This is a genomic window from Enterobacter sp. BIDMC92 (assembly GCF_001030225.1).
GTDB classification, from domain to species: domain Bacteria; phylum Pseudomonadota; class Gammaproteobacteria; order Enterobacterales; family Enterobacteriaceae; genus Enterobacter; species Enterobacter sichuanensis.
In genome coordinates, this window is the sequence record NZ_KQ087598.1 from 1,848,738 (window position 1) to 1,872,390 (window position 23,653).

The 23,653-nt window shown below is 55.3% G+C and carries 20 protein-coding genes; 11 read left to right on the top strand and 9 right to left on the bottom strand.

From position 1 onward, the window contains the following. Positions 1 to 2 precede the first annotated feature (2 nt). From nagZ to SP99_RS08550, 4 genes are all read left to right on the top strand, one after another. Positions 3 to 1,028, top strand: coding sequence for a beta-N-acetylhexosaminidase (nagZ, locus tag SP99_RS08535; RefSeq protein ID WP_047959790.1), 1,026 nt, complete (start codon positions 3 to 5; stop codon positions 1,026 to 1,028). A gap of 34 nt (positions 1,029 to 1,062) precedes the next feature. Then, positions 1,063 to 1,605 (top strand): alpha/beta hydrolase YcfP, encoded by a 543-nt coding sequence (gene ycfP, locus SP99_RS08540; protein ID WP_008500781.1) that lies wholly within the window; start codon positions 1,063 to 1,065, stop codon positions 1,603 to 1,605. A 237-nt stretch (positions 1,606 to 1,842) separates the two neighbouring features. Next, positions 1,843 to 3,147 (top strand): NAD(P)/FAD-dependent oxidoreductase, encoded by a 1,305-nt coding sequence (locus tag SP99_RS08545; protein WP_047958278.1) that lies wholly within the window; start codon positions 1,843 to 1,845, stop codon positions 3,145 to 3,147. Positions 3,148 to 3,339: 192 nt separating this feature from the next. After that, positions 3,340 to 3,879, top strand: a complete 540-nt coding sequence (locus tag SP99_RS08550; protein WP_025758150.1) for a glycine zipper 2TM domain-containing protein — start codon at positions 3,340 to 3,342, stop codon at positions 3,877 to 3,879. A 63-nt stretch (positions 3,880 to 3,942) separates the two neighbouring features. Here the strand turns inward: SP99_RS08550 and comR are convergent, their stop codons facing one another. After that, a complete protein-coding gene (comR, locus tag SP99_RS08555) occupies positions 3,943 to 4,578 on the bottom strand; it encodes a TetR family copper-responsive transcriptional repressor ComR (protein WP_025758151.1) in 636 nt (211 codons plus the stop codon). A gap of 244 nt (positions 4,579 to 4,822) precedes the next feature. On the opposite strand from comR, the gene bhsA reads away from it, so the two are divergent. Then, positions 4,823 to 5,080 (top strand): multiple stress resistance protein BhsA, encoded by a 258-nt coding sequence (bhsA, locus tag SP99_RS08560; RefSeq protein WP_025758152.1) that lies wholly within the window; start codon positions 4,823 to 4,825, stop codon positions 5,078 to 5,080. A gap of 76 nt (positions 5,081 to 5,156) precedes the next feature. Here the strand turns inward: bhsA and ldtC are convergent, their stop codons facing one another. The 3 genes from ldtC to SP99_RS08575 form a co-directional block, all read right to left on the bottom strand. After that, on the bottom strand, positions 5,157 to 6,122 hold the full coding sequence (ldtC, locus tag SP99_RS08565) for a L,D-transpeptidase LdtC (protein WP_047958279.1): 966 nt from the start codon (positions 6,120 to 6,122) through the stop codon (positions 5,157 to 5,159). A gap of 148 nt (positions 6,123 to 6,270) precedes the next feature. Next, positions 6,271 to 9,717, bottom strand: a complete 3,447-nt coding sequence (gene mfd, locus SP99_RS08570) for a transcription-repair coupling factor (protein ID WP_047958280.1) — start codon at positions 9,715 to 9,717, stop codon at positions 6,271 to 6,273. A 149-nt stretch (positions 9,718 to 9,866) separates the two neighbouring features. Beyond that, on the bottom strand, positions 9,867 to 10,940 hold the full coding sequence (locus SP99_RS08575; RefSeq protein ID WP_047958281.1) for an acyltransferase family protein: 1,074 nt from the start codon (positions 10,938 to 10,940) through the stop codon (positions 9,867 to 9,869). A gap of 256 nt (positions 10,941 to 11,196) precedes the next feature. Here SP99_RS08575 and lolC point away from each other — a divergent pair, with 256 nt between their 5' ends. The 5 genes from lolC to cobB are packed head-to-tail and all read left to right on the top strand — an operon-like array spanning position 11,197 to position 16,135. Further along, entirely contained in the window at positions 11,197 to 12,396 is a 1,200-nt protein-coding gene (gene lolC / locus SP99_RS08580) for a lipoprotein-releasing ABC transporter permease subunit LolC (RefSeq protein ID WP_047958282.1), read from the top strand. Further along, the gene (gene lolD / locus SP99_RS08585; RefSeq protein ID WP_047958283.1) at positions 12,389 to 13,090 is read left to right on the top strand and encodes a lipoprotein-releasing ABC transporter ATP-binding protein LolD; all 702 of its coding nucleotides are present in this window, start codon (positions 12,389 to 12,391) and stop codon (positions 13,088 to 13,090) included. Before lolC ends, lolD begins: the two co-directional genes overlap by 8 nt. Continuing rightward, a complete protein-coding gene (gene lolE, locus SP99_RS08590) occupies positions 13,090 to 14,334 on the top strand; it encodes a lipoprotein-releasing ABC transporter permease subunit LolE (protein ID WP_045284983.1) in 1,245 nt (414 codons plus the stop codon). Before lolD ends, lolE begins: the two co-directional genes overlap by 1 nt. Positions 14,335 to 14,387: 53 nt before the next feature. Continuing rightward, on the top strand, positions 14,388 to 15,299 hold the full coding sequence (nagK, locus tag SP99_RS08595) for an N-acetylglucosamine kinase (protein ID WP_047958284.1): 912 nt from the start codon (positions 14,388 to 14,390) through the stop codon (positions 15,297 to 15,299). Positions 15,300 to 15,313: 14 nt separating this feature from the next. Beyond that, positions 15,314 to 16,135, top strand: a complete 822-nt coding sequence (gene cobB, locus SP99_RS08600; RefSeq protein ID WP_047958285.1) for a Sir2 family NAD+-dependent deacetylase — start codon at positions 15,314 to 15,316, stop codon at positions 16,133 to 16,135. Between the two features lie 45 nt (positions 16,136 to 16,180). Here the strand turns inward: cobB and SP99_RS08605 are convergent, their stop codons facing one another. Further along, a complete protein-coding gene (locus SP99_RS08605) occupies positions 16,181 to 18,112 on the bottom strand; it encodes a methyl-accepting chemotaxis protein (protein ID WP_047958286.1) in 1,932 nt (643 codons plus the stop codon). 237 nt (positions 18,113 to 18,349) lie between these two features. Here SP99_RS08605 and SP99_RS08610 point away from each other — a divergent pair, with 237 nt between their 5' ends. Then, complete coding sequence (locus tag SP99_RS08610) at positions 18,350 to 19,579, top strand: EAL and HDOD domain-containing protein (RefSeq protein ID WP_047958287.1); 1,230 nt, start codon at positions 18,350 to 18,352, stop codon at positions 19,577 to 19,579. Between the two features lie 47 nt (positions 19,580 to 19,626). On the opposite strand, the gene potD is transcribed toward SP99_RS08610, so the two are convergent. From potD to potA, 4 genes are read right to left on the bottom strand one after another with little or no spacing between them, the layout of a single operon-like run. Continuing rightward, positions 19,627 to 20,661: a spermidine/putrescine ABC transporter substrate-binding protein PotD gene (potD, locus tag SP99_RS08615; RefSeq protein ID WP_047958288.1), complete on the bottom strand. Its 1,035-nt coding sequence runs from the start codon at positions 20,659 to 20,661 to the stop codon at positions 19,627 to 19,629. Further along, complete coding sequence (gene potC, locus SP99_RS08620) at positions 20,658 to 21,449, bottom strand: spermidine/putrescine ABC transporter permease PotC (protein WP_047958289.1); 792 nt, start codon at positions 21,447 to 21,449, stop codon at positions 20,658 to 20,660. The genes potD and potC overlap by 4 nt, the downstream gene beginning before the upstream one ends. Next, positions 21,446 to 22,303, bottom strand: coding sequence for a spermidine/putrescine ABC transporter permease PotB (gene potB / locus SP99_RS08625; protein WP_045284977.1), 858 nt, complete (start codon positions 22,301 to 22,303; stop codon positions 21,446 to 21,448). Before potB ends, potC begins: the two co-directional genes overlap by 4 nt. Beyond that, entirely contained in the window at positions 22,287 to 23,435 is a 1,149-nt protein-coding gene (gene potA, locus SP99_RS08630; RefSeq protein ID WP_197086106.1) for a spermidine/putrescine ABC transporter ATP-binding protein PotA, read from the bottom strand. Before potA ends, potB begins: the two co-directional genes overlap by 17 nt. Positions 23,436 to 23,653: the final 218 nt, after the last annotated feature.

Below are 23,653 nucleotides of genomic sequence, written 5' to 3' on the forward strand. Positions count from 1 at the left end.
ATGTGGGTCCAGTCATGTTGGATGTAGAAGGGTTTGAGCTGGATGCGGAGGAGCGTGAAATTCTGGCGCATCCGCTGGTGGGGGGGCTGATCCTGTTTACCCGCAACTATCACGATCCGGCTCAGTTGCGTGAGCTGGTGCGTCAGATCCGCGCCGCATCGCGCAACCATCTGGTGGTGGCCGTGGATCAGGAAGGCGGACGCGTGCAGCGTTTTCGCGAAGGATTTACCCGTCTGCCGGCGGCCCAGTCTTTTGCCGCACTGCTCGGTACGGAAGAGGGCGGGAGACTGGCGCAGGAGGCCGGCTGGCTGATGGCCAGCGAGATGATTGCCATGGATATCGACATCAGTTTTGCCCCGGTACTGGACGTGGGGCATATCAGCGCCGCCATTGGCGAGCGTTCATACCATGAAGATCCGCGTGTTGCGCTGGCAATGGCAACCCGCTTCATCGACGGCATGCACGCTGCAGGGATGAAAACCACCGGGAAACACTTCCCGGGCCACGGGGCGGTAACGGCGGATTCCCACAAAGAGACCCCGCGCGATCCGCGCCCGGAAGCGGAAATTCGCGCCAAAGACATGTCGGTGTTCCGCTCGCTTATCACCGATAACAAGCTGGACGCCATCATGCCTGCGCATGTGATTTACAGCGACGTTGATCCGCGTCCTGCCAGCGGCTCTCCGCACTGGCTGAAAACCGTTTTGCGCCAGGAGTTGGGCTTCAATGGCGTGATCTTCTCTGACGATTTATCGATGGAAGGGGCGGCGATCATGGGCAGCTATGCTGAACGCGGTCAGGCCTCGCTGGATGCAGGTTGCGATATGATCCTGGTCTGCAATAATCGTAAAGGTGCGGTTAGCGTGCTGGATAACCTGTCGCCGATCAATGCAGAGCGTGTTACACAATTGTATCATAAAGGTTCATTTAGCCGTCAGGAGCTGATGGATTCGGCGCGCTGGAAGACGGTCAACGCCCGGCTTGAAGACCTGAATGAGCGCTGGCAGGCACATAAAGCCAGCCTGTAAACCCTCCCGGAAGGCGTAGCGTGGTGAGAAGACGATGATCATCTATTTACACGGTTTTGACTCAAACAGTCCTGGTAATCATGAGAAGGTGCTGCAGTTGCAGTTTATCGATCCGGATGTACGGTTGATCAGCTACAGCACGCGCCATCCGAAGCATGATATGCAGCATCTGCTTAAAGAAGTGGACAAGATGCTGCAGCTTAACGTCGACGATCGTCCGTTGATCTGTGGCGTAGGGCTGGGCGGCTACTGGGCAGAGCGGATTGGCTTCCTGTGCGACATCCGCCAGGTGGTATTTAATCCTAACCTTTTCCCGAACGAGAACATGGAAGGCAAGATTGACCGCCCGGAAGAGTATGTCGATATTGCGACCAAGTGCGTCAGCAATTTTCGGGAGAAAAACCGTGACCGCTGCCTGGTGATCCTGTCGCGTAACGATGAGGCACTCAACAGCCACCGGGCTGCAGAATTGCTGCATCATTACTATGAGATCGTCTGGGACGAAGAACAGACCCACAAGTTTAAGAACATCTCTCCGCACCTGCAGCGTATCAAAGCGTTTAAAACGCTGGGTTAAGCCCCGTCAGCAGATCCAGAAGCCCGGACGCGAAAGCGTACCGGGCTTTCTTTTTGACCAGAATTGTCTACTTTTAAGCCATCAAAACTTGATGCATATCAATTTTGGTATGACCAATGCGCCTGACGTGTTATTCTCAATTCACCTGAATGGTTTCAGTGCTGTAACCTGTTGTTAATTAAGGGTTATTTTTATAACTTTTAATTAACAATTGGTTAATTATTTGAGGGGGTCACGTTGACTACGCCATTGAAAAAGATAGTGATTGTAGGCGGTGGTGCTGGCGGGCTGGAGCTGGCGACACAGTTGGGCAAGAAACTGGGTCGCGGTAAAAAAGCCAAAATTACGCTGGTGGATCGTAACCACAGTCACCTGTGGAAACCGTTGCTGCACGAAGTGGCGACCGGCTCTCTGGATGAGGGTGTGGACGCACTGAGCTATCTGGCACACGCGCGCAACCATCACTTCCAGTTCCAGCTGGGCTCGGTGGTGGACATTAACCGTGAAAGCAAAACCATTACTCTGGCAGAGCTGCGTGATGATAAAGGGGAGCTGCTGGTCCCGGAGCGCAAGCTGGCGTATGACACGCTGGTTATGGCGCTGGGCAGTACCTCTAACGATTTCAACACGCCTGGCGTGAAAGAGCACTGTATCTTCCTTGATAACCCGCACCAGGCGCGTCGTTTCCATCAGGAAATGCTGAACCTGTTCCTGAAGTACACCAGTAATCTGGGGGCGAACGGCAAGGTGAATATCGCCATTGTCGGCGGCGGCGCGACGGGCGTAGAGCTGTCTGCTGAGCTGCACAATGCGGTGAAGCAGCTGCACAGCTACGGCTACAAAGGGTTAACCAACGAAGCGCTGAACGTGACGCTGGTTGAAGCGGGTGAACGCATTCTGCCTGCGCTGCCACCGCGTATTTCCGGCGCGGCGCACAATGAACTGACCAAACTGGGCGTGCGGGTGCTGACACAGACCATGGTGACCAGCGCTGACGAAGGTGGCCTGCACACCAAAGACGGCGAGTACATCAAAGCGGATCTGATGGTCTGGGCGGCAGGTATCAAAGCCCCTGATTTCATGAAAGATATTGGTGGCCTGGAAACGAACCGCATTAACCAGCTGGTGACGGAGCCAACGCTGCAAACCACCCGCGACCCTGACATCTTTGCTATTGGCGACTGCGCTTCCTGCGCGCGTCCTGAAGGTGGCTTCGTGCCGCCGCGTGCTCAGGCCGCTCACCAGATGGCAAGCCTGGTGCTGCACAACATCCTGGCGCAGATCAAAGGTAAGCCGATGAAAGCGTATGTCTATAAAGACCACGGTTCGCTGGTATCGCTGTCCAACTTCTCAACCGTCGGCAGCCTGATGGGTAACCTGATGCGTGGCTCGATGATGGTAGAAGGGCGCATTGCCCGCTTCGTGTATATCTCCCTGTACCGTATGCACCAGATTGCGCTGCACGGCTACTTCAAAACCGGACTGATGATGCTGGTGGGCCGCATCAACCGCGTGATCCGTCCGCGTCTGAAGCTGCACTAATCTTTCACTCCCTCCGGGCTCTCTGGAGGGGGTTTTTAGCATTTCATGCTGCAGATCACAGTTTGAGTGCTTAAGAGTTCTCCTAAATCGACTCTACCCCCCGTAATGCCGCTTTTTTGATCCTTTATCTGATTGGCGAAATCGTGCCTCCATTGCAAAATTGTTACCAATAGCAACAAAGGAGGAAGTCCCGTGAATAAATCAATGTTGGCGGGTATAGGGATTGGTGTTGCGGCTGCGTTAGGTGTGGCTGCCGTTGCCAGTCTCAACGTATTAGATCGCGGCCCGCAGTATGCTCAGGTGGTTTCTGCTACGCCGATTAAAGAAACCGTGAAAACCCCTCGTCAGGAGTGCCGTAACGTCTCGGTAACTCACCGTCGTCCGGTACAGGATGAAAACCGTATTGCCGGTTCTGTTCTGGGAGCGGTAGCGGGTGGCGTGATTGGTCACCAGTTTGGCGGTGGTCGGGGCAGGGATGTGGCGACCGTGGTCGGCGCACTGGGTGGCGGCTATGCCGGTAACCAGGTGCAGGGCGCGATGCAGGATAACGATACCTACACCACCACTCAGCAGCGCTGCAAAACCGTCTATGACAAGTCGGAGAAAATGCTGGGTTATGACGTGACGTATAAAATTGGCGATCAGCAGGGCAAAATCCGCATGGATAAAGATCCCGGCACGCAAATCCCACTGGATGGAAATGGTCAGCTGGTTCTGAATAACAAAGTGTAAAAAATAGATGTTCTCTGAATTTAGCTCCTCATGCGCTCAGGCTGAGGAGCTTTTTTTTTTGCATCAGAGTTTGAGGAGCTCAGGCCACAGTCGCAGCGTGGTGTCGCTGATAGTCTGCAGTTTTTCCAGCGAGGCCCCTTCACGGGCGCTGATCGACATCCCCTGCAAAATACAGCTCAGGTATTGCGCCAGCACCTGAGGGTTACAGTGCGCCGGGATTTCACCGCGCTGCTGACGCTGAGCCAGAAACGCGCTGAGCGTCTCCTCCTGCATGGCGTGACGCGATTTCACCGTATTGGCGATCTCTTTTGACGACGCCGCAAGGGTGGCAGAGGTGTTAATCATAAAGCAGCCCGCAGGCGTGTCTTTACTGGTAAAACAGGTTGCGACGGCGGTGAAGTAATCCCGCAGAGCCTGTTCAACGCTTTTTTCTTCACAAAAAAGCTGGGCTTCGTGCTTCGCCGCAAAGCGCGAAATGTACCTGTCCAGCACTGCCCTGAACAGCCCCTCTTTATTGGTAAATTCAGCATACAGCGTCGGCGCTTTGGCTCCGGTGGCTTCCACCAGATCGGAAAGCGAGGTCGCTTCATACCCATGTTGCCAGAAGAGAGTCATGGCCTTATCAAGCGCTGCATCCCTGTCAAACACTTTTGGTCGGCCACGGCTTTTCTTCGCACAACTCGTGACATCGGTTGTCATGTGCCGTTGGTCCTCTGTTGGTTTGTTGAATAACCATTATAAAAATAAACGCAAGCCACCACCAGCGTTGAATGCTTAAAAATAAATTAATCATATGCGTATGAAAATTAACGACTTTAAAAATAACTTAACGCTCATTATAAAATTATGTTGACGCGTGAGCTGGATCACATTTATGATTTACCTATCGATCGTTAACTAAATGGCTAACGACCTCCAAATTCATCTGCAAAAGGTAAAGATCATGAAAAACGTAAAAACTCTCATCGCTGCCGCTGTTCTGAGCTCACTCTCTTTCGCCAGCTTTGCTGCTGTTGAAGTGCAATCCACCCCTGCCGATCAGCATAAAGTCGGGACTATCTCAGCATCTGCCGGGACTAACCTGGGTTCTCTGGAAGATCAGCTGGCGCAAAAAGCGGAAGAAATGGGTGCGAAATCTTTCCGTATCACCTCTGTGACCGGTCCTAACACTCTGCACGGCACAGCTGTTATCTACAAATAAGCTGGGCATAAACCCTCATTTATGCCACTGCAATAAAAAACGCCCTGCACATGTGCAGGGCGTTTTTCTTTCTGAATTACATCGACTGCTGGGCGACATCGTGATGCCGGGTGACATCGGTCGGCATTCCTGAACGAGCCTCCATGGCGCGCTCCATGACGGTGCCATCGGTGTTCGCATTGGTTTTAAAGCTCACCATGGCAGCATTCAGGTTGATGGGCAGCGTCTGCGGATCGTCGCCAATGTTTTTCGACAGCGGCTGGTGAATTTCAACCAGCCGCACGCCGCCTGGCTCCTCAGAAACCTTGATCGGCGTGTTGATGATATTCACTTTGGTTCCCGGCGTAACGACGTTAAACAGTGTTTTGATGTCGTCATCGCGCAGACGAATACAGCCGGAGCTGACGCGCATGCCGATGCCAAAGTCCGCATTGGTGCCATGCAGCAGATAGACGCCACCGTAGGCCGCCAGGCGGATGGCATGGTGCCCCATCGGGTTATCCGGGCCTGCCGGCACCACGGCGGGAAGATCGATACCCTGTGCTTTATAGCGGGCACGAATGTTGGCCGTCGGGGTCCAGGTGGGATTCGCTCGTTTATCCGAGACGGTGGTGACCATCGTCGGCGTCAGGGTGTCGCCGCCCAACTGGCCAATCCCAATAGGGTAGACGGTCACTTCATTTTTGCCCGGTGGATAATAATAGAGACGTAACTCCGCCAGGTTTATCACGATCCCCTCCCGCGGGGCATCCGGCAGCAGAGTTTGTAACGGGATAGTCAGTACGCTGCCCGCGCGCGGGACGTACGGGTCAACGCCCGGATTGGCCTGCAGCAGCGCCAGAAAACCAACGTTATATTTTTTGGCAATCGCTTCCAGGGAACCACCGTTGTTTTCAACCACATGAAAGCGGTTTTCCCCGACCACCTTGCTGCCAGGAGGGGGAAGGGGCCAGGTGTTTGCCCGGGCGGAAAGGGCCACCGCGACGGTGGCTGCCAGCGCAAACAAGGTTATCCAGCGAGTCATACGCATAGAGATCGTCATCACCATAGTCCATATAAATGATAAGGTTATTGTTTTATAAGAGGTTAATGATAATTATGGCGAATGGGTGTGTCGGGAAGATCGGGTGAAGTGCAAAGAGTTTGTAAATTGTCCCCCCGCAACAGGACGCTAACGGGGGGAAAGGGCGTCAGGCGATCGCGTTCTCTTCCAGCTGGCGCATAAAATTACGCACCCAGTCCATCCGGGTTTTGCGCTCCGTCAGCTCCCGGGTAAATCTCAGACGCGTCGGGCCATCCAGGCGGAAATGCTGCGGCTGTTTTTGCAGCAGGCCGATCAGCCACATCGGGTTGACGTGGTTCTTCTCGGCGAATTCAATCACGCCGCCTTTTTCGTTGCCTTCAAGCTTCCGAATGCCCAGCTTCTGTGCCTGTTGACGCAGGCGCGCGATATCCAGCAGGTTTCTCGCCGCATCGGGCAGCAGGCCAAAGCGGTCAATCAGCTCCACCTTAATCTCTTCCAGCTCGTTTTCCGTCTTCGCACTGGCGATGCGCTTATAGAACGACAGACGCGTATTCACATCCGGAATGAAATCGTCCGGCAGCAGAGAAGGCATACGCAACTCGACTTCGGTCTGCTGGCTGGTGAGATCCTCCAGCGACGGTTCGCGTCCGGCCTTCAGGGCATCAACCGCGTTCTCCAGCAGCTCCATATAGAGTGAGAAGCCGATGGTTTCCATGGAGCCGCTCTGGTCTTCCCCCAGCAGTTCACCGGCACCGCGGATCTCAAGATCGTGCGTGGCCAGCGCAAAGCCTGCCCCAAGGTCTTCCAGCGAGGCGATGGCTTCCAGGCGCTTTTGCGCGTCGGTGGTCATCGCTTTCGGGTGCGGCGTCAACAGCCAGGCGTAGGCCTGATGGTGCGAACGTCCGACGCGGCCGCGCAGCTGGTGGAGCTGCGCCAGACCGAAGTGATCCGCGCGCTCGATAATAATCGTGTTCGCTGTCGGAATGTCGATCCCGGTTTCAATGATGGTGGTACACACCAGCACGTTAAAGCGCTGGTGGTGGAAGTCGTTCATGACCCGCTCCAGCTCGCGCTCGCGCATTTGCCCGTGACCGATGGCAATGCGCGCTTCCGGTACCAGCTCCGCCAGCCGGTCTGCCGCTTTCTGGATATTTTCCACGTCGTTGTAGAGGTAGTAGACCTGCCCCCCGCGCAGCACTTCACGCAGAATGGCCTCACGCACCACCAGATTATCGTACTCACGGACAAAGGTTTTCACCGCCAGACGGCGCGCAGGCGGCGTGGCGATAATCGACAGATCGCGCATGCCGCTCATCGCCATATTCAGGGTTCGTGGAATAGGCGTCGCGGTCAGGGTCAGGATATCGACATCGGCGCGCATCGCCTTGATCCGCTCTTTATGACGCACCCCGAAGCGGTGCTCTTCGTCGACAATCAGCAGCCCCAGATCTTTCCACTTCACGTCGCTTTGCAGCAGCTTGTGGGTGCCAATCAGAATGTCGATCTTACCCTCGCTTGCCTGTTCCAGAATTTGCGTCTGCTCTTTGGTACTGCGAAAACGCGACAGCATCTCGATGCGTACCGGCCAGTTGGCGAAGCGGTCGCGGAAGTTGTCAAAGTGCTGTTGGGCAAGCAGGGTGGTTGGCACCAGTACCGCCACCTGCTTGTTATTTTCGACCGCAAGGAAGGCGGCACGCATTGCCACTTCGGTTTTGCCGAAACCGACGTCGCCGCACACCAGCCGATCCATTGCCAGCGGCTGGCACATATCGCTCAGCACGGCGTTAATGGCCTGGGCCTGATCCGGCGTGGTTTCAAACGGGAAACTGTCGCAGAACAGCTGATACTGCTCTTTATCATGCTTAAAGGCGAAGCCCTCTTTGGCCGCGCGTTGCGCGTAGATGTCCAGCAACTCGGCTGCCACATCGCGCACTTTTTCCGCCGCTTTCTGGCGCGCGCGCGCCCAGGCGTCACCGCCCAGTTTATGCAGCGGCGCATTCTCCTCGGCGCCCCCCGCATAGCGGCTGATCAGATGCAGGGAAGAGACCGGGACATACAGTTTGGCGTCGTTAGCGTAGGTCAGCATCAGGTATTCACCTTTGATACCGCCCGCTTCCAGCGTCGTCATTCCCTGGTAACGACCCACGCCGTGTTCAAGGTGAACAATCGGCTGGCCCGGATGCAGCTCGGCCAGGTTGCGGATCAGCGTGTCCGGATTGATGGTACGACGGCTGTCCTGGCGGCGACGCGCGACGCGTTCGCCCAGCAGGTCGCTTTCGCAAATCAGTGCCAGGTTGTTGAGCGTATCAATAAATCCATGCTCGGCGGCACCGATCATCAGGTAACGACCATTTCCGGTCGCGTCGCTCAGACGCAGGATGCGCTTTGGCGCCACTTTAATGCGCCCCAGCAGTTCACCGAGTGCTTCACGGCGGCCCTCACTCTCAACGGAGAACACCACCGGGCCGGTAAAGGATTCCAGGAACTTGCGCAGATTTTCCAGCGGAGATTTCTGCTGGGCCTGAACGGCCAGATCCGGCAGCGCCTGGAAGGCGAGGTTGGTGTTAGCGGCCTTATCAGCAAGCGAATCGGTCTTGAGCTGCACTCGAGGCCAGCGCTTCAGCTCGGCGTTGAGCTCATCAGTACGCAGCCACAGCGCTTCCGGTGGCAGAAGCGGGCGCATCGGGTCAACTCCGCGGTTTTCAAAGCGGGCGCGGGTTTCGCTTTCAAAGCGGCTGGCGCTGGCATCGATATCGCCGGTGTTCACAATCAGCGTGTTCGCCGGGAAGTAACTGAACAGGGACGGCAGCGGCTCGTTAAAGAACAGCGGCTGCCAGTATTCGATGCCGGCAGGCAACGTGCCTTTGCTGACCTGCTGGTAAATATGTTCAGCGTCGCGCTTCACCTCGAATTTATCGCGCCACTGGCTACGGAACAGTTCGATGGCGGTTTTGTCCGTCGGGAACTCATGCGCGGGCAATAAATTAATGGACTCGACCTCCTCCAGCGTGCGCTGGGTATCGGCGTCGAATACCCGCAGACTGTCGATTTCATCATCGAAGAAGTCGAGACGATACGGCTGGTCGCTACCCATCGGATAGAGGTCAAGCAACGCGCCGCGGGTCGCGTATTCCCCGTGCTCCATCACCTGATCGACGTGGCGATAACCGGCGCCGTCAAGCTGCGCGCGCAGGGCGTCACGGGACAGGCGCTGGCCTTTTTTCATCACCAGCGCATGACCATGCAGATAGCTGTGCGGGCAGACGCGCTGCATCAGGGTGTTCACCGGCACAATCAGCACACCGCGCTGCATGGTCGGCAACTGATAGAGCGTCGACAGGCGCGAGGAGATGATCTCCTGATGCGGAGAGAAGCTGTCATACGGCAGCGTTTCCCAGTCGGCCAGGCTGAACACCAGGTTATCGGTGAACTGGCGAATTTCGTCGTGCAGGCGCAGGGCGTTTTGCATATCCGGGGCAACCAGGATCACCGGGCCAGGATGGCGCTCAGCAATTTCTGCCACCAGCGTGGCGCACGCCGCGCCCGTGAGTTCACCCAGCTGGCGCTGGTCGCCCGCTTTGACAGGTAAGGAATAACGATAGTGTTCAGGCATGGCTTTGTCAGAGTCTCTTATGGATATACCAACAGTATTGGGGCATATCACTGATACGCAATGTCTTTATTATCCTCGATCGTTTTACATAAGCAAATCGTAAGCGCAGGGTGGGGCTGTACGCCCCCGAAACGGGGGCGTGAAGGGGATTAACGGGTGGTTGGTGACAGCGTGAGCGTTGAGGGTGGGGAGAAGAAAATGTCCCCAAACAGGGCGGTAGAGAGTTTACGCACCCCAAGCCCGGCCAGGGTACAGATAAGCAGGCTGGCAAACGGGTAGACCAGGATCAGGGAAAGCTCTGCCCAGACCGGCCAGTATGCGGCATTCATTTCGCCAATCAGGACCAGGCTGAAGGCCTCAATGAGGATGCGATGGGTGGTATAAATCGCAATGGTGTTAGAGCCAATCACGTTCAGCAGGTTATTCGGTTGAACGGCATAGCGCTGCTCCAGGCTGTAAAACAGCTTCATGATCAGCACAATCGACAACAAGGAGAGCAGCAGCGGAACATTAGCAAACCACAGTACCACGGAGACAGCAGCGAAAGCGCCAGTTGCCACCCAGGTGCGGCGCAGGCTTAGATTTTTCATCCATGCCATTAGCTCAGCGCCATACCACGCCCCGAGGCTGTAGTAGACCATATTGCGTACCACGCTGTTCATCCCCCACCACGGCAGCGGCAGGAAGTTAATCGCAATGCTCGCCAGCGCCAGCAGCCCCAGCACCGGCAGCTTCCAGCGGCTGAGCAATTTACACAGCGTGAAATAGACCACCAGGGCGTACAGATACCACAGGCTGGTACTGGCGGTGAGCATCCCCAGCACAAATCCTGAAAGCGAGTCGGCGTAGGCCGCGTTCGATGAGGTGGCAAGCTCACGCTCCGGCGCCAGCCAGGCATTCAGGTGGCTCAGCGCCTGCCACTGCAGGATGCCCCACAGGGCCAGCACCCAGACGATACTCCAGATGCGTTTGTCGAGACTGGTCCGCCAGTCCACCTCGTCAATATAACGACGAATCAGATAGCCGGAAATAAAGAAGAAGACCGGCATACGGAACGGTGCGAGATAAAGGTTAAAGTAGATCCAGCATTTGGCGAGAAGCCCGGAGAGCGGGTGTTGCAGCCCGTTCAGGTGCGGATAAAACGTAATGACCGAATGATAGATAACCACCAGGCAGATACACAGCCCTTTTATCTGGTTAATCCATAATGCTTTTTGCTTCATTGTTCGCAACTACCTTATTGCCATAAACGAACGAGCAATTGTTCAAAAACGAAACCGGGATGTAATGGGTAACAGTCTGTATCAGGAGGTTTTTCGGAAAAGGTGGAGGTTGCGAGGTGCGGTTTCAGCCATTAGTACCCTGATTTATCTGAATTTTTCGGAAAAATGATTACCAAAGCTTACGGTTTCAGTCATTTACGCTTAACGGATTCGCTTATATACTCGTGGGTCTGCTATCAGCAAACAGACGGACTTCATGTATCAACCTGTCGCACTCTTCATAGGCTTACGCTACATGCGTGGGCGCGCCGCGGACCGCTTCGGTCGCTTTGTCTCCTGGCTTTCGACTATTGGCATTACGCTTGGCGTGATGGCACTGGTGACGGTGCTTTCCGTCATGAATGGCTTTGAGCGCGAGCTGCAAAACAACATCCTGGGGCTGATGCCGCAGGCCGTTCTCTCATCTACTAACGGTTCGGTTAACCCACAACAGCTGCCGGAAAGCGCGGCGAAGTTACAGGGTGTCACGCGCGTTGCGCCACTGACGACCGGTGACGTGGTGCTGCAAAGCGCCCGCAGCGTGGCGGTCGGCGTGATGCTGGGGATTGACCCGGCGCAAAACGATCCGCTGACGCCATACCTGGTTAACGTGAAACAGACCGATCTGCAAGCGGGTAAATACAACGTGATTCTCGGCGAACAGCTTGCTGGCCAGCTCGGCGTCAACCGCGGCGACCAGCTGCGCGTGATGGTGCCTTCAGCCAGCCAGTTTACGCCGATGGGGCGTCTGCCAAGCCAGCGCCTGTTCACCGTGGTTGGCACCTTTGCGGCCAACAGTGAAGTCGATGGTTATCAGATGCTGGTTAACATCCAGGACGCGTCACGCCTGATGCGCTACCCGGCCGGGAATATCACTGGCTGGCGTCTGTGGCTCGACGCGCCACTGAAAGTCGATACCCTCAGCCAGCAAAAGCTGCCGGAAGGCACGAAATGGCAGGACTGGCGCGAGCGCAAGGGCGAGCTGTTCCAGGCCGTGCGCATGGAAAAAAACATGATGGGGCTGCTGCTGAGCCTGATCGTGGCCGTGGCTGCCTTTAACATCATCACCTCGCTGGGGCTGATGGTGATGGAAAAGCAGGGCGAAGTCGCCATTCTGCAAACCCAGGGACTCACGCCGCGCCAGATTATGGCGGTCTTTATGGTGCAGGGTGCCAGCGCCGGGATCATCGGCGCGCTGCTCGGTGCCGTGCTGGGTGCGCTGCTTGCCAGTCAGCTAAATAACTTAATGCCGATCATCGGTGCATTGCTCGATGGTGCGGCGCTGCCGGTGGCTATCGAGCCGCTGCAGGTGATCGGTATTGCGCTGGCCGCGATGGCCATTGCGCTGCTTTCTACGCTTTATCCTTCCTGGCGCGCTGCCGCCACTCAACCCGCTGAGGCTTTACGTTATGAATAAGATCCTGTTGCAATGCGACAACCTGTCCAAACGCTATCAGGAAGGCTCTGTGCAGACTGACGTGCTGCACAATGTGAGCTTCAGCGTGGGTGAAGGCGAGATGATGGCGATTGTCGGCAGCTCCGGCTCCGGTAAAAGTACCTTATTACATCTGCTGGGCGGGCTGGACACGCCCACCAGCGGCGACGTGATTTTCTCCGGCCAGCCGATGAGCAAGATGTCTTCCGCGGCGAAAGCGGACCTGCGTAACCGCGAGCTGGGCTTTATCTACCAGTTCCACCACCTGCTGCCGGATTTCACGGCGCTGGAAAACGTGGCGATGCCGCTGCTGATTGGTAAAAAGAAACCGGCAGAAATTAATGCCCGTGCCAGCGACATGCTGAAAGCGGTAGGGCTGGGCCATCGCGGTAACCACCGCCCGTCGGAGCTCTCCGGCGGTGAGCGTCAGCGTGTAGCCATTGCCCGTGCGCTGGTGAACAACCCGCGTCTGGTGCTGGCGGATGAGCCTACCGGTAACCTCGATGCGCGTAATGCAGACAGTATTTTCCGGCTTCTCGGCGAGCTGAACGCCTCGCAGGGCACGGCGTTTCTGGTGGTCACCCATGACCTGCAGCTGGCAAAACGCATGGGACGTCAGCTTGAGATGCGCGACGGCCATCTGAACGCGGAACTGACCCTGATGGGAGCAGAGTAATGGCGTCACCGTTATCGTTACTCATCGGTTTACGTTTTAGCCGCGGTCGCCGTCGTGGCGGCATGGTGTCGCTGATCTCCGTTATCTCGACCATCGGTATTGCGCTGGGCGTGGCAGTGCTGATTGTGGGCCTGAGCGCCATGAACGGCTTTGAGCGCGAGTTGAATAACCGCATTCTGGCGGTCGTGCCGCATGGGGAGATCGAGCCGGTTAACCAGCCGTGGACAAACTGGAACGATGCGCTTACCAAAGTCGAAAAAGTGCCAGGCATTGCCGCGGCTGCGCCCTACATTAACTTTACCGGGCTGGTGGAGAGCGGGGTAAACCTGCGCGCCATTCAGGTGAAAGGGGTCAATCCCGCTCAGGAAGCGCGTCTCAGCGCGCTGCCGAACTATGTGCAGAACGGCGCGTGGGCCAACTTCAAGGCTGGCGAGCAGCAGATCATCATGGGTAAAGGCGTTGCCGATGCCCTGAAGGTGAAGCAGGGCGACTGGGTGTCGATCATGATCCCGAACGCCAGCGCCGATCATAAATTGCAGCAGCCTAAACGCGTGCGCCTGCACGTCACCGGTATTCTTCAGCTGAGCGGTCAGCTTGACCATAGCTTTGCAATGGTACCGATGGAGGATGCGCGCCAGTATCTCGATATGGGCGACAGCGTGACGGGCATTGCCATCAAGGTTAACGACGTCTTTAACGCCAACAAACTGGTGCGCGATGCGGGCAGCGTGACTAATAACTATGTCTACATCAAGAGCTGGATCGGCACGTACGGCTATATGTACCGTGATATCCAGATGATCCGCGCCATCATGTATCTGGCAATGGTGCTGGTGATTGGGGTGGCGTGCTTTAATATCGTCTCGACGCTGGTGATGGCGGTCAAAGACAAGAGCGGTGACATTGCCGTGCTGCGCACCCTGGGGGCAAAAGACGGTCTTATTCGCGCCATTTTTGTCTGGTACGGTTTGCTGGCGGGGCTGCTCGGCAGCGTGTGCGGCGTGGTGATTGGCGTGGTAGTTTCCCTGCAGCTGACGCCAATTATCAATGGCATAGAAAAGCTGATTGGTCACCAGTTCCTGTCGGGTGATATCTATTTTATTGACTTCCTGCCGTCTGAACTGCACTGGCTGGACGTTTTTTATGTGCTGGTTACAGCACTTTTACTGAGTCTGCTGGCAAGCTGGTACCCGGCGCGTCGCGCAAGCCGAATTGATCCGGCGAGGGTATTAAGTGGCCAGTAATTTCGTCATGATCTAGCGACTTTCGGGCCGCCAGGTTAAAAGAGGAATGCGTTATGTATTACGGATTTGATATTGGCGGCACCAAGATTGCGCTCGGCGTATTTGATAAAGATCTCAAACTGCAGTGGGAAACCCGCGTTCCCACGCCGCGCGACAGCTACGACGAATTTTTAACCGCCATTGCCGCGCTGGTGGCCCAGGCCGATGAACGCTTTGGCGTGAAAGGCAGCGTTGGCATTGGTATTCCGGGGATGCCCGAAACCGACGACGGCACGCTGTATGCCGCCAATGTGCCTGCTGCCAGCGGCAAACCGCTTCGCGCCGATCTCTCCGCTCTCCTTGAACGCGACGTGCGTTTAGACAACGATGCCAACTGCTTTGCGCTCTCTGAAGCCTGGGATGATGAATTCCGTCGCTATCCGCTGGTGATGGGGCTGATCCTCGGTACCGGCGTGGGCGGGGGGATTGTCATCAATGGGAAGCCCATCACTGGCCGCAGTTACATCACCGGCGAGTTTGGTCATATCCGCCTGCCGGTGGACGCGCTGGAGGTGGTGGGCCGTGATTTTCCGTTAACCCGCTGCGGCTGTGGTCAGCACGGCTGTATTGAGAACTACCTGTCAGGTCGCGGGTTTGCATGGCTTTACGAACACTTCTATCATCAGAAACTTGAAGCCCCTCAAATCATTAGCCTGTGGGAGCAAGGGGATGCGCAGGCGCGTGAGCACGTCGAGTGCTATCTGGATCTGCTGGCGGTATGTCTGGGAAATATTCTCACCATCGTCGACCCGGATCTGCTGGTGATTGGGGGAGGGCTTTCAAACTTTACCGCGATTACGGAACGGTTGTCCGGGCGTTTGCCCCGACATTTATTGCCGGTTGCCCGCGTGCCGCGTATTGAACGTGCGCGACACGGGGACGCAGGAGGCATGCGCGGAGCCGCATTCCTTCATCTCACCGATTAGTTTACGAGGTTTCTATGCTGTCGCGTCGCCAGGGTCGACTCAGCCGTTTTCGCAAAAACAAACGCCGCTTACGTGAGCGCTTGCGCCAGCGGATCTTTTTCAGAGACAGAATAATGCCAGAAGCGATGGATAAACCCAGAGTGGTGGTGCTGACCGGAGCGGGGATCTCCGCAGAGTCAGGAATTCGAACCTTCCGAGCGGCGGATGGGTTGTGGGAAGAGCACCGCGTGGAGGATGTGGCCACGCCGGAAGGTTTTGCCCGCGATCCGGATCTCGTGCAGGCGTTTTACAACGCCCGCCGTCGCCAGCTTCTCCAGCCAGAGATTGCCCCGAATGCGGCGCATCTGGCGCTGGCAAAGCTGGAGGAGGCGCTGGGCGATCGTTTTCTGCTGGTGACGCAGAATATCGATAACCTGCATGAGCGGGCCGGTAACAGGAACATCATCCATATGCACGGTGAGCTGCTCAAAGTTCGCTGCGCATGGAGCGGTCAGGTGCTGGACTGGAAAGAGGACGTGCTGCCAGAGGATAAATGCCACTGCTGCCAGTTCCCGTCACGCCTGCGTCCGCACGTCGTCTGGTTTGGCGAGATGCCGCTGGGCATGGATGAGATCTACAGCGCGCTGGCGATGGCCGACGTATTTATCGCCATCGGCACATCCGGTCATGTTTATCCGGCGGCGGGATTTGTTCACGAAGCGCGACTGCACGGTGCGCATACGGTGGAACTCAACCTTGAGCCAAGCCAGGTTGGCAGCGAGTTTGAAGAGAAGCACTACGGCCTGGCCAGTGCCGTCGTCCCGGCGTTTGTCGACAAGCTGTTGAAAGGGCTGTAACGGCAATCGCGTGAAAAGGCACCCGTCCTGCGGGTGCCTTATTTTTTATGAATGAAAGAACGCCAGCGTCTTCTCCAGCGATTTAGCCTGCTCATCCAGCGACAGCGCCGCCGCAGAGATCTGCTGAACCAGAGAGGCGTTCTGCTGGGTTGTGCTGTCCATCTGGTTAACGGCGGTGCTGACCTGGCTAATCCCCCGATTCTGTTCGTCCAGCGCCTGAACAATATCGTTGATGACCAGATGTACGTGCGATACCGCCTCAATCACCTGTTTCATCATCGCACCGGTTTCATTGACCAGCGCGACGCCTTTGCTGACGCGACCAGAGGACTCGGCAATCAGCTGAGAGATCTCTTTTGCCGCGTTAGCGCTTCGCTGAGCCAGATTACGGACTTCGCCTGCCACCACTGCAAAACCGCGTCCCTGTTCGCCAGCCCGTGCTGCTTCAACGGCCGCATTCAGCGCCAGGATATTAGTCTGGAAGGCGATTCCATCCACGATGCTGTTAATCTCACCGATCTTACGTGCACTCTCATCAATCTCCCCGATCACAACGACCACGTCGTTCACCAGCGTTTCGCCATGTCCGGCGAGCGTCGCGGCGCGATCGGTCAGCGTGGTCGCCTTGTGCGCATTGTCGGCATTATTCTTCACCGTGACCGAAATCTCTTCCATACTGGCAGCCGTTTCAACAATAGCGGCTGCCTGCTCTTCGGTACGCGAGGCGAGGTCAAGATTGCCCGCCGAAATTTCGCTGGTGCCACCGTGTACGGAATGACTGGCTTCGCTGATATTGTCAACGATGCGCTTGAGCTGCATCTGCATGGTATGCAGGGCGTAAAAAATACTTTCGGTATCCCCGGAACGCACCGGGATAGTGTTATTCAGATCCCCGCGGGCGACAGCCAGGGCGATCCCGGCCGCCTCCGAAGGTTCACCCCCCACCGGGCGGTCAACTTTACGGGTAAAGATTTGGGCCATCACCAGGCTAACCGCAACGATGCTTAACACCATCAGGACGATGGCTTTCAGTAAAAATGCGCGCGCTTCGGCCATCACTTCGCTGACCGGCGTGACAATGGCGAGTTTCCATGGCGTCTGGCTGTTACCAATGGCGATCGCCTGCCAGGTGATAAACACCTCCTCCTTCAGCAGCGGATCGTTTATACGGATAACCTCATGACCGGCAATTTTGCCCGCGTAAGGCTTGCCTGCAGCACGTTTGTCCGGGCTGGACACCACGTTGTTACCTGCTGAAAGGAGCAGGGCGTAGCCGGTGCCATTCCACGGTTTAATCGCCCCAATCATGGCTTGCAGGGTGGCAAGGGAGAAGTCAGAGGTGACCGAACCCAGGAACTGACCGTCACGCATGATGGGCGCGGCAATTGAGGTGAGCATCACGTCTACGCCGTTGTAGGGGTAAATATAGGGCTCGATGATCACGTCTTTATGCCGTTGCTTCGGCAGCAGATAGTAATCCCCACTGCCAGGCGTTTCGAAATCCGTCAGCAGGTGCAATGCCGGCTTGCCGGTGGCGTCGCGGTCGACATAGCGGGCGTAGCGCCCGGCAGGATCTTCACCGCTTTGACCGGCAAATGTCGTGTCTTTATCGTCGAACGCGTTGGGCTCAAAGGCCATCGACATAGAGAGAAACTGGGGATGAGCTGAGAGGTAATGGATAAGCAACTGGTTGAGACTCTGGCGATCGGCTATCCCCGCATCGTGCAGTGCCAGGGCGCTGTTGCCCATGTCCCGGGCGGCAGCCAGGGCGGCGTCCAGCTGTTTACCAACCTGTAAAGACTGTACTTCGGCAATTTGACGGATATGTTTTTTGGCCAGAATTTCCTGCTGTGCCATCCACTGCCACATCATAAACCCGATCGTTGCCGTAAAGCCCACCGTCACGGTAAGGAAAATAGACAATAGCATCAACGTCTTGACGCTTATTTTTTGTTTTCGGACCATGGCGTTTTTCATTCTCATCTCCCGTAATGTTGTGCATGTCGGGCAGGCACATATGACTTATCGGATATTTTCTCCTTTTTCTGTAGAGCGCCGGGTATATTTAATTTAAATTGCCGGATATTAAACCCGGTTAATTAGTGTGGATGCTTTTATTTTGTGCATTAAATCAAAATAGCACTCGATAATGCTCGTTATAGTCGTGTAGAAAGAGGATGCTAATAAATATTAAGTTGTAGAGGAGGATGGGATATGTACGGATTTATTGCGCGACAACCCATTTTTAACCCTGAGATGAAAACGGTGGCCTATGAGCTGCTCTTCAGAGACGGGATGACAAACCGTTTTCCGGATGTGTCGGCGGAGTATGCCACCTCCAGAATGATTTCCGACCAGTTCTTATGTGTGCCTTCTCAGCGCATCGCCGGGACACATACGTCGTTTATCAACTTCCCTTCACGCATGGTCATTGACCGCAGTGGTGAAGCGCTCGATAAAGAGCATGTGGTTATTGAGATCCTGGAGGATGCTGTGCCGGGGGATGAACTCTTGCAGGCCGTTAAGGAGATGAACGCGCAAGGTTATCAGTTTGCGCTTGATGATTTCACCCTTGCAGCTGAATGGGATGCTTTTTTACCTTATATTTCCATCCTGAAATTCGATGTCAGAAATTACACCTTAGCGCAAATTAAAACGTATCTGAAAGAGCGTAAACATCTGACCGGACATATTAAATATCTCGCTGAAAAAATTGAGACTAAAGAGGAATTCAAACAATACAGGGAAGAGGGCTTTTCTCTGTTTCAGGGGTATTTTTTCTGCCGTCCGGAGGTCATTAAATATAAACGGTTGTCGCAAAATCAGCTGGCGATTTTCCGTCTGCAAATGGAAGTGGGTCGCAATAAACCTGATTTTCGCATCATCGAGTCGTTGATTAAAACCGACCTGACGCTCTCCTGGAAAATCATGCGCTACATGAAACACACCGCATTTAAACATATCGGCGCCTGTAATTTCAGTAAGTTGACGCTGAGTGAGGTGCTGAGATACCTCGGTGAAAACCAGCTAAGACGGTTTGTTGCCGTCGTGGTCCTGGCGAGTGCAGGGAATGATACCGTCAGCGAGCTATACCCCTTGAGTATGATGCGCGGGAAGTTCTGCGAACTGATCGCAGAGACGATGAACGAGCCGACGCTGGCTGAAAATGCGTTTATGTGCGGTCTGTTTTCACTGCTCGATACCCTCCTTGAGCTGCCGATGGCAGAGTTGATGAAGCAAATTGCGGTGCCGCAGAATGTGAGCAATGCGTTGTGCCATCAGGAGGGACAGTTAGCCGATATGGTCACGCTTTGCCGTTACTACGAACAGCAACAATGGGAGGAGGCAGCCACGGTCCGTGAGGCGCTGGGTTTGTCGGATGAGGCGGTAGTTGAAGCGATGAGAAAAGCGACCCTCTGGGCAGGGGAGAATGCGGTCAGTTAATCCTTCCTCACGCCGTGCAGGCGGCGCGAGGAAGAACGCGATACCGTTTATCGGCCCGCTTTTAATTTCTGGTAATACTCTTCGTAGAGGCGGCTGGCGTCGCCGACATCATTCTGCCACTCCCCTTTGCTGATGGTCTGGGCATCCGGATAAAGCGATTTATCGTTCGCCACCTCAGGCTTCAGCAGCTTGCGCGCAGCCAGGTTGGGTGTTGGGTAGCCAATCGTCTCAGCAACCTGTTTCGCCACGTCCGGCCGCAGCAGGAAGTTAATCAGCTTTAGCGCACCGTCCACGTTTTTCGCATTGGCCGGGATAGCGAGGCTATCCATCCAGAAGATCCCGCCTTCCTTCGGCCAGACCACCTCAAGCGGCGTGCCGGCCTGACGGGCGACAAAGGCAGAGCCGTTCCAGACCATCCCCAGATTCACTTCGCCTTCCATATACGGATTTGCCGGGTTATCAGAGTTGAATGCCGCCACGTTAGGCATCAGCTTTTTCAGCTCGTTATACGCCGCTTCGATCTCTTTCGGATCCGTCGTGTTGCCTGAATAACCCAGCTTGCGCAGCGCCACCTGGAACACTTCGCGCGCATCGTCGGTTAACAACAGGCTGCCTTTGTATTCTGGTTTCCACAGATCGGCCCAGCTTGTCACTGTTTTCGGATCGACGGCATCGCTGTTCACGCCAATCGCGGTCGCACCCCAGATATACGGAATGGAGTAGTCGTTATTGGGGTCGAACGGTTTGTTAAGCATCTCCGGATCGAGATTTGAAAAATTGGTTAGCTTTGTTTTATCGATCTTCTGAATCATGCCCTCTTTGCGCATTTTGTCGACAAAGTAGGTGGAAGGCACGACCAGATCGTACGCGCCGTCCTTGTAGGTTTTTAGCTTGGCGTACATGGTTTCATTCGACTCATAGGTGGAGTAGATAACCTTGATGCCCGTCTCCTTCGTAAACTGTTCCAGCAGTCCCGGCGGCACATACTCGGTCCAGTTATAGAAGTAGAGCGTTTTGCTGTCATCTGCGTGCGCGGCACCCATGCCAAGCACCAGCGCCGCAGCGGCGAGCATTTTTTTCATTTCATTGTCCCCTGAGATTTTGTTTTATCACGAGCAATAACCTGGCTTGTGATCACCAGAACCAGCGAAAACACCAGCAGAATGGTCGCCAGCGCGTTCACCTCAGGTGAAACGCCGACTTTCACCATCGAATAAATTTTCAACGGCAGAATTTCATAGCTCGGCCCGGTCACGAAGGAGGAGACCACCACGTCATCCATCGACAGGGTAAAGCTAAGCAGCCATCCCGCGGCAACAGCGGGCATCGCCAGCGGCAGGATGATTTTGCGCAGGATAGTCATCTCGCTGGCACCCAGATCCTTCGCCGCCTCCAGCATACGCACGTCGAACCCTTTCAGGCGTGCAAAGACCGTCACCACCACAAACGGCAGGCAGAAGGTGATATGGGAAAACAGCAGTGACCAGAAGCCAAGCTGAACGCCGAGCAGCATAAACAGCACCAGCAGCGAAATCGCCATCACGATGTCCGGGGACATCATCACCACAAACAGCATACCGCTAACGAACGGTTTTCCGCGGAATCGGTAGCGATACAACGCCACGGCAGTGAGCGAACCAATCAGCGTGGCGAAGGTGGCGGAGAAGATCGCCATCGTCAGCGAGTGCTGAGCGGCCTGCAGCAGGCTGTCGTTATTCATCAGCAGGCTGTACCAGTCGGTGGTAAAGCCCTGCCAGTTGATACCAAAACGCGAGCTGTTAAATGAGTTCACGATCAAAATGATAATCGGGATATACAGGTATGCATAAATGGCGGTCATAAAACCGCCGCGAAGCAGTCGACCGATCATTCGAGTTCCACCTTCTTGTTCAGCAGTCGTGAAGCGCGCCAGTAGACCAGCAGCATCAGACCCATCACCACTGTTAGCGTTATGCTGGTGGCGGAGCCGAACGGCCAGTCGCGAATGTTCAGGAACTGGCTCTTGATGACATTACCAATCAGCAGGTTTTTCGCGCCGCCCATCAGGTCAGACACGTAGAAAAGCCCCATCGCCGGAAGCATCACCAGCAGACAACCCGCGATAATGCCAGGCATCGTCAGCGGGATGATAATGCGGATAAAAGTCTGCAGCTTATTCGCCCCTAGATCTTTTGCCGCTTCCAGCAGCGGTTTATCCAGCTTCTCAATACTGGAGTAGAGCGGCATCACCATAAACGGCAGCAGGATATAGACCAGACCGATAATGACCGCGCCAGGCGTAAACATGATGCGGATCGGGGTATCGATTACCCCCAGCCACAGCAGAAACGCGTTGAGATAGCCTTTGGTACTGAGGAAAATTTTCAGCCCGTAGATGCGAATGAGTGAGTTGGTCCAGAACGGCACAATCAGCAAAAACAGGAGCAGTGGGCGCACCTTTTGCGGCAGGCCCGCGAGGAACCAGGCGAAAGGATAACCCAGCACCAGGCAGGCAATCGTGGCGATCAGCGCCATATTGAGCGAGTGCAGCAGCACGTCAAAATAGAGCGGATCGAGCAGGCGCGCGTAGTTGTCCAGCGTAAAGACCAGCGAAACGAAGCTAGCGTCATCGCGGGTCAGGAAGCTGGTGGCGATGATCATCAGGTTGGGTAAAAAGACAAACAACACAAGCCAACCGACGATCGTGGCAATCACCACATTCTGGAACTTACTTGTGTTCTTCATCAGCCAGCACAACCTCCCAGCTTTCTACCCAGTTGATAACCATTTTCTGGTCGAGAGAGTGGTCGAAGTCCGGGTCGTCCTCGTTAAAGAACTCACTGACCATCACCATTTTGCCGTTCTCCAGTTCAACGACGGATTCCAGCGTCATCCCTTTGTAGTTGCGCTCGCGGATATAGCCGATGAGCCCTTCGGCCTCAGTGTTGCCGTGAATTTCGTCAACGCGCAGATCTTCCGGGCGCAGCAGAACGTTGAGCTTTTGCCCCTTCTCGACGGGGAAATTTACGGTGATGTTGCACTCGCGACCTTCAACGCTGGCCCGCACGCGCTGGTCATCCAGACGTTCAATCACCGTGGCGTTAAAGATATTGATCTCACCAATGAAGCTTGCGACAAACAGGTTCTTCGGCTCTTCGTAAATTTCACGCGGCGTGCCGTCCTGCTCGATTTTGCCGTCACGCATCACCACGATACGGTCGGACATGGTCAGGGCCTCTTCCTGGTCGTGAGTGACGAAGACAAAGGTAATGCCGAGCTTGCGCTGCAGGGCCTTAAGTTCGTTCTGCATCTGCTTGCGCAGTTTGTAATCCAGCGCGGAGAGGGACTCATCCAGCAGAAGCAGGCGAGGTTTATTGACCACGGCGCGGGCGATGGCTACACGCTGCTGCTGACCACCGGAAAGCTGATGCGGTTTACGTTTAGCAAACGTCTCAAGCTGCACCATGCGCAGGGCTTCGGTGACGCGCGGTTCTATCTCGTTCGCCGGGGTTTTTTGCATCCGCAGGCCAAACGCCACGTTCTCAAACACCGTCATGTGCGGGAACAGGGCATAGCTTTGAAAGACCGTGTTGACGTGACGATCTTCGGCGGGAACCCGCGTAATGTCCTGGTTTTCAAGAAGGATTTGACCGTTATCGACGCTTTCCAGCCCGGCGATAAGGCGCAGTACAGTGGTTTTGCCGCAGCCAGAGGGGCCAAGCAGCGTAAGAAACTCACCGTCATTGATGGTGAGATTGAGGTCGGAAATAACGTCTTTACCATCAAAACTTTTACGAATTCGTTCCAGTTGCACCAGCGGCGCACGTGAACGGGATTGTGTATTCAATTTTTGCGCTGTCCCATATAGACGCCTCAGGCAGCAGACTGAAGCGGGGTTTGTGTGTAACCACCTTGGTGACTCGTAATGAGGGCGGACATTCTACGGCAATCCCCCGCAATCGCCAATCCTTGTCACTGATTCATAAGCTACATTTACTGACGTGTAACGATATAAACGGAAAATATTCTCGTTTGCGGGATAAAAGTGACCTGACGCAATATTTGCGTTTTGATGCTTATTGATAATGTTGTCAC